Genomic DNA, 15006 nt, shown 5'->3' on the forward strand with positions numbered 1-15006 from the left:
ATTATTTAATGACTTCCTGACGCCCCATCAGCTCTATAGCATATTTTATCGGAACAGAAAACGAAATGGCGGCTCCCTGGTTATTCCATGCACCGGCACTATAGATCCCCACCACTCTTCCCTTTTCATCAAACATGGGGCCGCCGCTGTTGCCTGCCCCGGTAGAATGAATGGTCAGCTGATAATAATCTCCGTATTCACTTTTATATTCATCGATCTTATCATTTTTCTCCGTTCCTCTTACCAGCCGGCCCACATTTCCATTACTTACCGTAGGCACCGGTACGATACTGATATTGGGATTTGCGTTAAATACATCCTGGGAGCGTTTCAGCACCAAATGCCTGGGCGCTATGCCCGGATACCCCATTACGATGGCCGGGTCCCCCGGCTGAATTTCAGTATAGCTGTCATAGAGTGTAACTGCAGGCAGGTTCTCAGGCAGGTCTATTTTGATCATTGCAACATCGTGCGTTGGCGATATCCGCACGGTATTGGCAGGTGTGCGCTGAGAGTTGTTGGCAAAGGTTACATCCATATACGTATTTATGCCCTTGTATAAGGGATTTGATCCCGGTACCCATGTGCCTACGTCCTGTGCCTGGATCATTCTGCCGGGATCAAGGACCAGCCGGCCTTTCTGATCTTTCTTTACAAGAACACCCGGGAACGCATAGCTCTGAAAATTATATTTGCTCAGCCAGTTGGCAGCTACATGCCTGTTGGTGGCGATAAAGCCTCGTTCGTCTACAACAAACCCGGTTCCACTGGCCCCGGCAATACCTATCGGGTCGCCCAATGCACCTGAAGGGATGCTGGTCTTTGAGGTCAGGTAAGGAACGATCCTGTTATCCGGGTTAACGGTGTATGTTCCTATGTATTGTACCTGCCCGTTTCTCTTCAGCGGCAAATACACCTGGTATAGTTCATCACCCGTAGCCGCCTGTGTCAGCCTCCAGGCAAATTCAATATAGACCACTTTATCCTGGTTGGCTTTTGCAATTTCAGAAGGAGTAAGACTGTTTTTGGGGCTTTCGATTTTTACTACTTCCTTAAACTCTTTTATATTTTTTTTCTTATACAATACATAGCCACCTGTTCCGGCAAGTAGTATGATAGCCAGCGCTGTAATGACAAGACTGGTACGGCTCTTCTTTTCTGACTGCCGGATGATATGCTGCATGGTTTGTTTTCCAATCCCTCCCTTTTCTCCACCGGCAGCGCTCAATGCAACCGTTTTCTTCCCGGTAAAGGAATCCGCAACGCGGGTCTTCTTCAGAGCCGGCTCCGGCCGCGGGCTTACATCAAATTCAATTTTAGGCCCGTTCTTTCCTATAGTGATTACGTCGCCGAACTTCAGCTGCATTTTTCCGGATACAGGCGCATTATTCACAAACGTTCCGTTTACACTGCCCAGGTCTTCCACAAAATAAATATCAGGATCCGTTGCATCGCGCAGGATGCAGCAATGCTCGCGGCTTACACGGTCTTCCTTTTCCGGGTCAAAGCTGATATCGTTGGCCCTGCCCCTGCCTACTCTCAGTAATTTTCCCGGCTCCAGCACAAAGGTTTCCTGCAATCCGGCCTTTGATCCGTTACTATGTTTAATAATTACATTGCTCATACTATTTACTTTACCAGGACCTGAATTCTGCTGCTAAGTTCATAGTAATGAATACCCGAAACAATCGGTAAATACCCGGATTTTTTATCTACCGGAATACCCTTAGAAAAAGTTCAGGGATTTTATGGAGCATGCGGAGATGCAGAGAATGGTTTTATACAGGATTGCCCCGGCTGATCAGCTATATATCCCTGATAGTACAGGGTATCATTATGGTTACTGATCAAATTATTTGCGCAGGCTTTATTTATTTTTGTTACACATGAATGCCATCTCCCGGGGCAGCTTCATCTGCCTGAATACCAGCAAGACCCTATGTGCCAACAACGCTTTTGTTCTTAACGAACGGAAAATATCCTAAAGAATAAAAAGGATACTAACTGCTTTTAACAGCATCGGTAATTGTTTCAATAATACCAATTAGATTCTTTTATTTATTTTGTAAACATAGGAGACTTTAAAAAGGTATTGTCATCCAGACGAAGGAAGGTTGTCAAATGAATTATGGTTCGACAAGTTCACCACGGCATTGCTCATTGAACGGATTTTAATGTAAAGGTATAATACATGCAGTACCTCAACGATTATTTAATATTTAATATTTAATACATGTCTACCGGTTTCGGGCCCATTTGCAGCATCAGTTTCCCTCCCCTGACAATATGCGCCCAGTCTATAAACGGGCGGTGCAAAGAGTGATTATTAAAGCGTATGGACTGCACGTAGCCATTTACAGCACTGTTTGCTTTTGCTTCAATAACAAAAGTTTTTCCCTGATAGTACCCCGGGTTTAAACGGATGGTGATTTTGTCAAATAGCGGGCTGCCCACTCCCATTTCCGGACGAAGGGAGGTGAGTCCTTTTACATCAAATAAACCGATTGAAGAAAGAACATACCAGGCGCCCAATTGTCCCTGATCTTCATCCTGACCGAAACCATAACCATGTACTCCCTCTGTACCATAAAACCGATTACAGATGGCTCGTACCCATTTCTGGGTAAGCGATGGTTTACCGGAAAAGTTAAACAGCCAGGAAACATGCAGGTTGGGCTGGTTCCCGTGGTTATAGATCCCTGCAATACCGGCAAAAGCATCAATTGTTGCGCCGCCGCCAAATAAGGATTTCTGAGCAATTGTAAAGATGCTGTCCAGCCGCTTATTAAAAGTTTGCTGACCCATTTTTTGCACCAGTGCTTCAATATCGTGTGGCACAAAATAGGTATACTGCCAGGCATTTCCTTCCTGGAAACCCCGCCAGGGCTGGGAAGGATCGAAGGGTGTAATAAATTTTCCATTTGCCAGCCGCGGCCGGACGAGCTTTAACGCCGGATCATAAACCTTTTCCCAGGCCTTTGATAAACGCATCAACTGCGCTGCATCCTTTGTCTTTCCCAGCAATTGGGCCCAATGGCCTACCGCATAGCCGCTAAACGCATATTCCAGCGTATGTGAAACAGAGAACTGCCATAGCTCTCCACCCCCTGTTCCTTTGTCCAGATGATTCACATACCCGTACTTCAAAAACCGGTCTACGTCTTTTTTACCTGCACCATAAGGACGATCCTTCCACTCCAGCTCATTTTTCCGCGCGGCCTCATAGGCCAGCCGCACATCAAAATCCCTGATGCCCGCCATATAGGCACTGGCAAAAACAAGTCCCATAAAATTGGTTCCCACTCCTGAAACATACCGGCTGTTGGCGATGCCATCACCCAGCCAGCCTGCATCTTTATATACCTGCAACTGGCTTTTGATAAAGTCTGAATAATATTCCGGATAAGCGAGTGCCCAAAGCTGTGCCAGGTTCCAATAAATACCCCAAACGGCATCCGTATTGTAATGCTGGTGCAGCGGCTTGCCGTTTTGACCCAGCGGAATCTGGCCGATAGTGCCGTCATTTTTCGGATAAGCCCCATTTACATCACTGGACAATCCCCTGCCCAGTACGGCATGATACAGTCCTGTATAAAATTTTATACGGTCTGTTTTCTTTCCCCCTTCCACATCAATCCGGCCCAGGTATTCGTTCCAGGTTTTTTTGGAGCGCGCTCTGGCCTCATCAAAAGAAAGCCCGGATGCCTCTTCGCTCAGGTTGCGCCTTGCATTTTCTATGGATGTATAGGACAACCCCGCCTTAATGATTACCTGCTCATTATTGCCTGTTGCAAAGCTCAGATAAAGCCCTGCGCCTTTGCCGCTGGCCCTAGTTGCGCCCGCCTTTACATCAGCTCCATTAAAAGCACCGCAGGCTGTGTATTTTTTGCTTACAACTGCCGAAAAATACATGGTTACAGAAGCTCCCGGCTGATATTTCTGAATGTATACCGGCAACGTGGTCACCCATCCTTCTACCCGGCCATCAGGCGATAAATAGACTTTTGCATCTTTTACCGGCCCGCTTTCTCCCTGCTGGTTGCCGATATCAAAGAGCAGATAGGCTTCCTTTGACGCAGGAAAAGTATAGCGATGAAAGGCCACTCTTTTTGTTGCCGTCAGCTCAGCCCGGATGTGATAATCTTTTAGCCATACGGAATAGTAGCCTGCAGTGCTCACTTCTTCTGTATGATCAAAACGCGAGCGATAACCACTGTCCGGAGATTCCAGCTTCCCCGGAACGGTTTGCAGCTTACCTGTAATAGGTGCAAACACAATGCCTCCGATCTGAAATTCATGAAAATTCGGAAAGCCTTCAATTGAAGTGTGCCGGTAATCATATCCTGTAGCATCCCAGCCATGCACATTGCCATAACTCCCATTGGTAGACGGAGCAGGCTTTGCCATACCAAAGGGGAGCGCTCCGGGTGTATAATGGAACCAGCGGCAGTGTGCCGTACCAATAGAGGGATCTACAAATTGTGTAAAGTCTTTTTGTGCCATTGACTGCCTGCAAAACAAAACACAGGCAATTACTGAATAAACTGCAAATGAACGCTTCACTATTTCTGAATATTTGATCAAGCAATAAATAAAACCTACCGGGCAATTGCAAACTCCTGTGCATACCAGCTTCCCGCCGCTCCGTATAATGTGGCCTGCTCCCCCAACATCGATCTTTTTACCGGTATCAACAGGAAACAGGAACCAAGTACGCGGTGCAATTCTTCCTGAAACAATTCATAAGCATGGGCAATATTTCCGCCGATCACAATCGCTTCAGCCTGCTTCATTTCAACAAACCGGCACAAAAAAATTCCCAGGTTCTTTCCAAACTCCTTAAAAAGCAAAGGAACCCTTGCATCTGTTTTTGCGAGGGCTGCAAGCTCTTTCACGCCTTTCAATGCAGCACCGGACGTGGCCCTGAAACGTTGTATGAACCATCTTGTTGATAAATACTCTTCGGCTATTCCCTCCAGGAAAGGAAGCTGCCACAGATCAGCATTCCGAGCGGTTCCGTTTTCATAAAAAGCCGTTCCCAACCCTGTGCCCAGTGTTATTCCTGCCACTTTCTGAAAGCCGGAGCGCACCGCTCCGGCAAATACCTCACCCTGAAGAAAACAGGCCGCATCATTTCTGATAAAAAACAGCCCGGGATCCACTTCCAATGCGCCTGCAAGCAAGTGCTTCACATTTAACCGGTACAACGCGTCATATTTGCCCTGTGCCGTCATCAGGCTGATGCCATTATCATAATCAAAAGGTCCCGGCATTGCCAGGCATATCTTTGAGATCACAGCGCCCTCACCGGCAGCCCGCATACAGGCACTCCAGGTTCTAATAACCGTTTGGGCGCCGGCTCCTGAATCCACGCGTTTTCTCACCAGAGAAGGTAAAATTATTTTTCGCTCATCCATATTGACCAGCGCCGCCGTTATATGCGTACCACCGATGTCTACCGCTAAAACCAGGTTATTCGTTGTCATTACGGATGCATTATTTGATTACCTGAATCCTTTACTATTATTTCCTGTGCAGCATCAGGCCGCTGCCCTTTCCATTCTGCTTCTATCTGTTCAAGCGATTTTCCTTTTGTTTCCGGAAGTAACCGGTACACGGTGATATAAGCAATTACACCAAATGCTGCAAAAATCCAGAATGTAGCACCCGTACCCACCGTTTTTAAAAGAACGGGGGTCAATTGCCCCACGATCGTATCTGCAACCCACATTACCATAATGCTGATGGCCATGGCTCTTCCCCGGATATTACCCGGGAAGATCTCGGCAGCAACTACAAATTTCAACGGTCCTATAGAAAAGGCGAAGCAGGCCAGGAAGGCCATTACACAGATCAGTAACCAGATCGTGGTGGTAGCGCCGGTTGCAAAACAAAGCCCTGTCAGGAAAAGCGTGATCGTTGCACCCGCCGTGCCCCAAAGATACAATGGCCGCCTGCCGGCGCTGTCTACCTTCCACATGGCGATCAGGGTGAAGATCATATTCGCAAAGCCAAAAACCACCTGGCTTAAAAGTGAATTATCCAGCGATACGCCGGCATTGCTCAAAATACTGGGACCGTAGTAAATAATGGCATTGATCCCACTAAACTGTGAAAACAATGGAAGTAATATTCCCAGCAGCAGGGCTTTTCGCCAGCGGGGCGAAAACAGTTCTTTATAAGAGCTGCTGCCGCTCTTAGCCGTCTGGCTCAACAGTCCGGCACCGGTATTCAGATCTTCTCCCGGAGCTATACTTTTTATAATGGCCTGTGCTTCTGTAGCCTTTCCCTGCTGTACCAGCCAACGGGGGCTTTCCGGAACAAAAAACAGCCCCAGTAAGAATAAAAAGGCTGGTATCATTCCCACTCCCAGCATTCCCCTCCATACTTCCCGGATAAAAATAAGACCCGGCCAGTTGTCTCCATCAGTTACCGGATGACCGGCTGCATAACTTACCAGGCCGGCATTGCTGAGATAAGCAATGAGAATGCCCAATGTTAAGGCAAACTGGTAAAAGGTTACCAGCCTTCCCCGGATCTTTGCCGGCGCTATTTCTGAGATGTACAGCGGCACTACATTTGAAGCCAGGCCAATGCCTGTGCCTCCCAGGAACCGGAAAGCAATAACACCGGCCAGTGATGGTACAAGGGCACAGCCCAGTGCCGATAAAAAGAAAAAGACTGCCGCAATAAACAATGGTTTTCTTCTGCCCCAACGGTCACTCAATTCACCCGAAACCACCACCCCTGCAATACAGCCAATGAGCGCCACCGAAACAAACCAGCCTTCTTCAAAAGCAGAAAGCGCAAACTGTTTCTGAAGAAAAGGAAGTACACCGGAAACCACCGCCATATCAAATCCAAAAAGGAAGCCGCCTAAAGAGGCCACAAGCGTGATCGTCAGAATTGAAGATCGTTTATTGAGTTCTTGCATGCGCAGAAATTGAAGGAGTTAAAAGTTATTGTGCTCTTTATTGGAGGACATAGAAGGAGGCGCGTCCTCAGGAGAACTGCCCCATTTTGTATTGGGCGCGGGTCCCATTTGCAATACCAGTGATCCGCCTGCTACCAGGTCTTCATGATAGAACCAAGGTTTTGTCAGCGGGCGGCCATTAAACTGAGCAGACTGTATGTACCGATTTTTATCAGATACATTTTTTGCAATAATGGTAAAGCGCTTTCCTTTGTAATAAGCAGGATCCAGCTGTATGGTTATTTTTTCAAACAACGGGCTTCCTATTTCATAGAAAGGCTTTACGGATGCGCCCCCATTGGTTTGAAATAACCCCATTGCCGCCATTACAAACCAGGCTCCCATCTGACCTTCATCTTCATCGCCCAGCCAGCCATGATAAGGAGTTGCCCCGTAATATTTATTCATGATCTCCCGCGTCCATTTCTGGGTAAGCCAGGGTTTGCCGGAGTAGTTAAACAACCATGCAGCCTGCATATTGGGCTGGTTCCCGTGGTTGATTGGTACCAGATCATACAGGTCTCCGTCGGCATTAAAATTATACCGGGCCGATTTTTCAAATCCCTTATCCAGGCGATCGTTGAACTCGCTCCTCCCCATCAGGTTCAGGATCCCCTGTACATCATGGGGGTTAAAAAAGCTGTATTGCCAGGCATTGCCTTCCAGGTATCCCGGACCGTTAAAACTGGTGCAACAGTAAGGCGACCAATCTTTCACCCAGGAGCCATCCCTACCCTTCATCCGTATATATTTAACAGTGGTATCAAAGACATTCTTATAGTTACCTGCCCGCTTAATAAATTGCCGGTACACATCTTCCCTGCCCAATGCCTTTGCAAACTGCGAAACGCACCAGTCATCATAGGCATATTCCAGCGTATTGGATACCTGCCCTTCCTCGTTGGGCACATACCCCAGTTTCATGTAGGATTCAAAATAACGGTTTCCTGCAAAACCATTCTCGGGTGTTTTCACTCCCGGAGTCGTTTGCTGATGGATCATGGCCTGCATGGCCAGCGCCGTATCAAAGTCGCGGATCCCTTTCTGGTAGGCGCCCACTATCAATGCAATTTCGTGAGAGGCTTCCATAATGCCCGAGTATTCAATGCCCGCAGGCCCTTTGGGCAGCCAGCCTCCGGTCTTATAGATCTCAAGCAGGGAATGTACCCACTTGCTGGTGAGGTCCGGGTTTACCAGCGCCCAAAGCTGGTTAAGGTTCCAGAACGTGTTCCATAAAGCATCACTGCCATAAACAGGATACCGGGGGTCCGTTTGGCGCACTCTTTCATTTACGTCAACATATTTACCATTTACATCGCTCCAGGTAGTACGGGCAACATAAGACCGGTACAGATTGCTGTAAAATTTCTTTTTATCTACTTCCGTTCCGCCTTCTATTTTTATTTTTCCCAGCAGGTTGTTCCATACTGATCTTGCATTCCGGCGCACCGCGTCAAAATCCCATTTAAAGGGGTCCATTTCCGCTTGCAGGTTCAGCTTTGCCTGGTCAATGCTCACCAGAGATATGGCTGTTTGCATCAGGATCACTTCTCCTTTTTTCGTTTTAAAATCAGCATACGCCCCCATAGGGCCCTTGCCGGCAACCTGATTCACATTTTTGTTTACGGTGTTACCTATCCATCCCCCAAACCCCTGTATTGGTTTGTTAAAACGCACCACAAAATGAACCGTATATTCATTCCAGCTCCACTTTTGTTTGGAATACCCTTCGATCTGTGTATCAGAAACGCGGGTAATTTTTGCGTCCAGGATATCTGCCGTATTTTCAAAGGGAATGTCCAGGTCTAACAGAATATGTGCGTCCTCCTCTTCCGGAAAAGTAAACCGGAAAAAGCCCGCACGTGTGGTGCTGGTCAACTCTGTATGAATGTTTCCGTTCATTAATGTAACGGCGTAATAGCCGGGGCTCGCTTTTTCCGATTCTTTTACGATTCTTGAACGATAGCCGGTTGTCCATCCGGTAGTAGGCCCGTCTGCCGGTCCCCTCCTGGTATTCAGTACCCCTACGGTGGGCATTACAGAAAGGCCGGCCATCGTCCACGAATGAACATGGCTAAACCCTCCGATATTATTTATGGAATATTCATAGCCTGATTTCCATACTCCTCCCTGGTTATCCGGGCTCAGTTGCACCATACCGAACGGCATAGTGGCACCGGGGTTCAGCATCCAGCGCGACTCGGAGGTGCCCAGCAAGGGATCCGCGTAATCAACCGGCTGTTTTGTTTGTGCAGCCGACAGCATATACAGAATAAGACCGGATAGAATAAAGACTGTTTTTTTCATGTGTATTTTTTTATATCCGCCCTGCAAACAGGAACGGTTGTTATACTTTTAAATGATCGATTGAATCCTTGATAAACACCCGTACCACCCGGGCTCTGCCCCCGCTATTGTTGATCAACGTGTATTGTTTTGCCGCTTCGGGAATCACAAACGTTTCTGCATAATGAAACACCCGTTCTTCCGTTCCGGCCTGTACCGTTACAGAAGTGCCTTCTACCAGCATTAATATATTACAGCTATCATTTGTTGTCAGTGAAATGCGGGAATCAAATTCAGCACGATGCACATCATAAAAATGGCTGGAGTGCGTGGGCAGATGGTACAGTTCCCAGTCGCTGCCTTCTTCAATCAGCCGGGGTTTGGAAATGAGCTCCTGTGTTACATAGTTCCCTTTGTATTCAAAACGCAGGTTATTAAAGGCATGCCCAATATTGATGGCCCTGGGTTCTCCGTTCAGATCTACCTGCAGCCAATCATACATTTTAAATGTAAAAATATAGGGTGTTGAGCTGATCTCCAGTACCAGATTACTGGCTCCTGAACTGTGCACTGTTCCGTTGGGAATGAGAAAAAGATCATGTTTATGCGCCTTATGTACCTGTACAAACTCTTCTACAGGTACTGCCACATTGTTTTTGTAACTGTTTTCCAGCACTTCACGGAATACATCGGGCTTAATATCCTCACGAAAGCCCAGATACACTTTTGCATTGTCCTTGCAATCCAGGATGTAATACGTCTCATCCTGGGTAATATGTTCTCCGAAGTTTTTGCGTATATAGGATAATCTGGGATGACATTGAATAGAAAGATTACCACCCTCCCATGTATCCAGGAAATCAAATCTTATGGGGAATTCATCGCCAAAAAAGCCCGCATGCTTACCAATGATCTCAGATCTGTTCCACAACATCAGAAAATCAAAAGCCAGTTCCAGCAGGCAACCACTGCTTTCCAGTACGATTCCGTTCTCAGGCACGATCAGCTCAAAGGACCAGGCATAGTTGACTTCTTCCTGGTTGAGCCCCGGTATCCGTTCCTTCATCCACTGACCGCCCCATGCTCCGGGCTCAAACCAGGGACGCACACGAAAAACGCTTTGAGCCATCTGCCCCAATGCCGCACGTATGTCGGCCGATAACGCCCAGCTTATTGTATGGATCCATTGTGTATCCCCTATAACTGAAATCTTATCCAGAATATTTTTCTTATGCGCGTTATGTACCACCCAGTCAACAAAATAAAAACGTTTGTACATCCTGGGGGGGAGCGCAGGTGCTGCGGACCCCAGATTGGTAACAGCCCCTGCCCGCATCCGGTATTGTATCTCATTCTTGGGCACCTCCAGGTATATCACAGGGGCATCCCAGCCGCAAAGGGCAGCTCCTGTTCCAAGCACAATGGTACAACCGGCTGCTGTAGCTGCCTGAACTGATCTCAGCCGGTCCGTTTCAAAAAAATCAGCTAGTGAACGGGTACAGCGTGTACCCCAGACAGCATTTTCTTCCCCTAAAAAGGGCTGTACCAGTTCATTGATCTGATCTTCCGGTTTTAAGTACTCATTGGTAAAAACCCAATGAACCAAAGCTCCTTCTTCCTGAAATGCTTTATTTAAAGAATTATATACATCTTCCCAAAGCACACCGCTATAACCATCAATCATCACTCTTTTCTCCCTGAGTATCCATTTTGCCAGTGATGCATACCCATCATAAATCTTACCGGCACCCATTGAATGGAAAGGATAAACAGAATAAGCGTCAGCAACCGGCTCACCGTTTGTCCAGTGTTGCGGCATCAGCGGCTGCCTGCTTTTCCTGAACAATTGTGCTGTTTTTTCTTCAGCTTCCATACCCGTCTTTGTAAATTCCGTCATAGTTTAATAGTTATTAGTAAGTAGTTCTTATAAAATAGCTTGTTTTCATTTTTTCTTTTCCCCGCGGTCCGGTGTTTGCTGCTTATCTGACAACTTATTGCTTTGTTTTTCTGAACTGATCCATAACGTCTGTATTCCAAACGGCAGGAAGGTCAGGAAGGGCCCGGCAGTTTGCATCATTTTTCCTTCTGCATTGCAAAGGTATATTGTCTTTGGCCGCCCATTGGGCCATATCAGCTGCGCTTTTTCCGTGCCGGAAGAAAATGAGCGCAAACGCATGAGCCAGCCCTCCTTATCCGTTGTTTTTTCGAGAAGCGACAGGGCCACTTGCGGATTACTGATGCGGACAAATGAACTGTCGGCCAGGTTTTCTTTTGCAGGAATGGCCAGCAGGGGGCGATGCTGTTCTGTACCAAAACGGAACGCTGTAACCGACCGGTACTCCCTGTGAAAAAGCAATGCATATTGTTGCTGCATCTTACCGCTCTGCTCCAGCGGAAAATTCGTATCCCAGTGATTGTTCAATGGCCAGGAGTAGAGCGTTTGGGAAGGCGTCAGTTTTTTCTTCCACCGGGAAAACTGACGGGCACCGTCAAGAATCGTTCCGCTGAGCTCTCCCCACTCAATCAGCGGCGATTCAATAGCAGTCCATGTAACGCCTCTGTTATCATCAGCAATATCTACCCAGCGCTGGAAGGTCATCCAGTTCCGGTTGGCGCCTTTCAGCTGGTTTTGCTCCGGGACTATGACACTCCAGGGCGCATCTACGTGCGACACACTTCCCGGCAGATGAAAAGCAAACCCAAAATGGATTCCTTCCTTTTCCCTGGTTCCTGTCTTATCAAAGGTATTCTTTATCTGCAGAAATGGCTGTCCTGCATACAGGCTTATTTCCCTGGTAAGTCCGTGTGTTCCCGGCGCTTGGGATTGCACCAGAACAGAAACCATCAATGGTCCGTTTTCTTTAATGCTCAAAACAGCAGCGCCAGAAGATACAGGCCGGCCAACGCTGTCATTGCCGTTGTACACACCTGGCAAATAATGATAACTGTTTAAGCCAACTGCCGGTGAAACATAATCATATCCGCTCTCCCGGTCGATGACGCTGATAATATTGCCGGTAGCCGTATCAATCTTCACTTTTATCCATTCATTACTGAGTGTTGAAGGTGTACCCCTGAGATGCGATTGCGCGGAAGAAGCCCCGCGTACAACGCGGTACAATTTTGAAGCAAGTGCCGGGATGCGGCCCGACCGGAACAGCAGTGCGCCGGTTGACAACCGTTGTGATGGAACTTCTTTTCCCGTAGCTACCTCAATCACTTTATCGCCCATGCTGCTTTTTTCTTTTTCAAGGGTCACGAATCCTTCACGATCCCAGGACAGCGTATTCACCACAGAGAACGATCCGTATGTAACGGACGGATCATCAAAGGCGTGCAGCAGCGCAACACTTTGTGCCTCCGCATCTGAAAAGAACGATGCTTTTCTTTTTTCGATCACTTTTGCCAGGGGCGCGCCGGGATGCTGATATCCCCAGGTATGTTCTGCGCTCAGCAAAATATTTTCCCAGGCGCTATCTGCTTTTTTGACCTCAGGAACTGTTTCCATTAGTGCTGCCAGTGTTCCGGCCTGCACCAGGTTTTCTTTGGCATGACGCCCCATGCCTACATGTGCGGCATCTGATCCCAGCCCGTTTGTCCAGAACTCGGTAAAATCGCCGCTGTACTCCGGAATGATCTTCCCGTATTTTTTTTCATACGCTGCCAGGATCTCCCGGGCGCCGGCAATCACCAGCCTGGGATAGGCATAAGTTTCGTTCCATTGCTTTACTGCTTCAGGAAGATCCGCATCAATCACACAATTATCGGCCATGGACCAGGTCATTACAAAATAATCATAAGGCGATCGTTCCTGTTCAAGCCGGGCCGTTTCCCTGAAGAGAAATGCATCTACAAAATGTTCCATCGGACGGGGAGTGCTTACCCTGTCATACCGGTCAGCATAGGTTTGCAGTATAGCCAGGCCATATTTATTTCCTTTTATGGTATAACCGATCCCATAAGGATAGGCCTGTAAAAAAAGGAGCTTGCTTTTGCCGTCCGGCCCCTTCCAGTAAAAAGGCTTATGCTCCCATATTTTCCGGAGATCATAATTATTGGGAAAGGAAATGAATCCGGTAACCCCATTCTGCACAGCCGCGGGTACCAGCCCCCAGGCAGCGCCCGGCACATCCATCTGCACCATGGAAGTGATGGGCACCTGTGTTTGTTTTTCGATATCATTGCTGTTCTTAAAGAAGCGCATCAGTTCTTCATCTGAACAGGTTGTGGTGTTCATATTGGAATGACCTGCATCTATTTGCACCCATCCTTTTTTTACGGCTTCAAAAAAAGCCTGCTTCTGCGCCGCAGTAGCTTTGGACAGGTAGGCTTTTACAACCCAGGTTGCCTCGGTATTCCATATAAACCGTGCCCCTGCAGGATAGTTGCTCGTTTTTTTCGCCAGATCTATTCCTACATCAATATTGCGGAGATGAATTTTTTCTACGTCCTCCTGTAAACCGGTGTATCCAATGTCTACATGTGCATGCGGATAAATGAAAACGGTCCAGTGGCGCGCTGCAGGAACCCGGATATCAGCCGAAAGCTTTATGCCACCCGACCGCACAGCAATGGAAGCCTTTGCTGCTCTATCAACCCCAACACCGGCCGGAAGCAACAGCGATAGCCTGCCCAGGGAATCTGTTCCCTTAAAAACCGTGGTTTCTGTTATGGAGTTGCATACAATTGTAACAGTGTCCATCCCTTTAAACCGGGTTTGTTTCAGGGTAAGGGTCACAACACGGCCCGGCTTTCCGTCACTCCGGTATTTATAAAACGGCTCCACTTTGTATGCAAGCAACACCGGATGAGCAGCAGTTGCCGATACAGTGATGCATTTAAAACAAAACACCGCTATAAGCACTACCAGAGAAAGAAGATGCCCTTTCTGATGTTTTTTAAAGGAAGGAAACTTGCTATTGCTATAAACAACCAAAATCAACGGGATTTTTATATACCAAAAACAGAATAAAAGCGGGTTCAGCCCTGCATACATTTATTGAACAGCAACCATTTTAATTGTAGAATAATTATACCTGTTGGTTCCATAGGCGATCCTGGACCCAACGCGCAAATACCAGTCTTTTTGCGGCAATTTACCAGTGGAGGTTAACGTGAGCGTTTGCCCCACAATTGCATTTCCGGCATCTCCGCTGTAGGAAATAATCGTAGAGTACCGGCTGTCATAATTATTATTTCCTACATATTCGTAAGGGCATAAAAATAAGGCCAGATTGATAATATGCTGCTGAAAATCCGGATTATGGGTTCCCCTGGTAACCCGCACCTTTACACTGACTGTTCCATCCGGGTTCAGCACCGGTTCCCCCACCCACTCGACCCGCAAAAAAGGGTCAACCATAAAATCAACGGTAGTAGCTCCTCCTTTTACATCCACCGTTTTAGTCTGATCATTTCCTGCCAGATCCAGCGGCACAAAAGCGCCTTCCGCCAGTATGTGATATGTTGCAGCAAACACTTTTGTATTTATGTAGGTGCCATCCTGTTTTGTGGCAAGATACAGGGGCGTCGGATTGTCGCTCCAGCTTATTTCCAGCAGCTTTATGCGGGTGCCTGCTCCGTTATCGCCAGACACCTCACTTTGCAATCCCTGTCCCGTCCCGGCATCCATTATCTGTCCCTGTAACGTTTCTGTAGGGCCGTCATAATTGTCTATCTTGTTGCATGCGCTGCTTGCGAACAGTAAAGTGAGCCCTATTGCTATAAGTTGTATTGAATTTTTCATA

The 15006-nt window shown here is 47.4% G+C and carries 8 protein-coding genes; all 8 read right to left on the reverse strand.

Annotated elements, in window-relative coordinates; genetic code table 11:
* Position 1 precedes the first annotated feature (1 nt).
* Complete coding sequence (locus tag A8C56_RS10865; RefSeq protein WP_067755682.1) at positions 2 to 1624, reverse strand: trypsin-like peptidase domain-containing protein; 1623 nt, start codon at positions 1622 to 1624, stop codon at positions 2 to 4.
* Between the two features lie 602 nt (positions 1625 to 2226).
* Complete coding sequence (locus A8C56_RS10870) at positions 2227 to 4563, reverse strand: GH92 family glycosyl hydrolase (protein WP_067761890.1); 2337 nt, start codon at positions 4561 to 4563, stop codon at positions 2227 to 2229.
* A 35-nt stretch (positions 4564 to 4598) separates the two neighbouring features.
* Positions 4599 to 5486, reverse strand: a complete 888-nt coding sequence (locus A8C56_RS10875) for an ROK family protein (RefSeq protein WP_067755685.1) — start codon at positions 5484 to 5486, stop codon at positions 4599 to 4601.
* The gene (locus A8C56_RS10880) at positions 5486 to 6934 is read right to left on the reverse strand and encodes a sugar porter family MFS transporter (protein WP_067755688.1); all 1449 of its coding nucleotides are present in this window, start codon (positions 6932 to 6934) and stop codon (positions 5486 to 5488) included. The genes A8C56_RS10875 and A8C56_RS10880 overlap by 1 nt, the downstream gene beginning before the upstream one ends.
* A gap of 18 nt (positions 6935 to 6952) precedes the next feature.
* The gene (locus A8C56_RS10885) at positions 6953 to 9280 is read right to left on the reverse strand and encodes a GH92 family glycosyl hydrolase (protein ID WP_067761892.1); all 2328 of its coding nucleotides are present in this window, start codon (positions 9278 to 9280) and stop codon (positions 6953 to 6955) included.
* A 40-nt stretch (positions 9281 to 9320) separates the two neighbouring features.
* A complete protein-coding gene (locus A8C56_RS10890) occupies positions 9321 to 11156 on the reverse strand; it encodes a class I mannose-6-phosphate isomerase (protein ID WP_067755691.1) in 1836 nt (611 codons plus the stop codon).
* Between the two features lie 45 nt (positions 11157 to 11201).
* On the reverse strand, positions 11202 to 14195 hold the full coding sequence (locus tag A8C56_RS10895; RefSeq protein WP_169818770.1) for a glycoside hydrolase family 38 N-terminal domain-containing protein: 2994 nt from the start codon (positions 14193 to 14195) through the stop codon (positions 11202 to 11204).
* A gap of 60 nt (positions 14196 to 14255) precedes the next feature.
* On the reverse strand, positions 14256 to 15005 hold the full coding sequence (locus tag A8C56_RS10900; RefSeq protein WP_067755697.1) for a DUF3823 domain-containing protein: 750 nt from the start codon (positions 15003 to 15005) through the stop codon (positions 14256 to 14258).
* Position 15006: the final 1 nt, after the last annotated feature.

The organism is Niabella ginsenosidivorans (genome assembly GCF_001654455.1).
In the GTDB taxonomy this organism is placed as follows: domain Bacteria; phylum Bacteroidota; class Bacteroidia; order Chitinophagales; family Chitinophagaceae; genus Niabella; species Niabella ginsenosidivorans.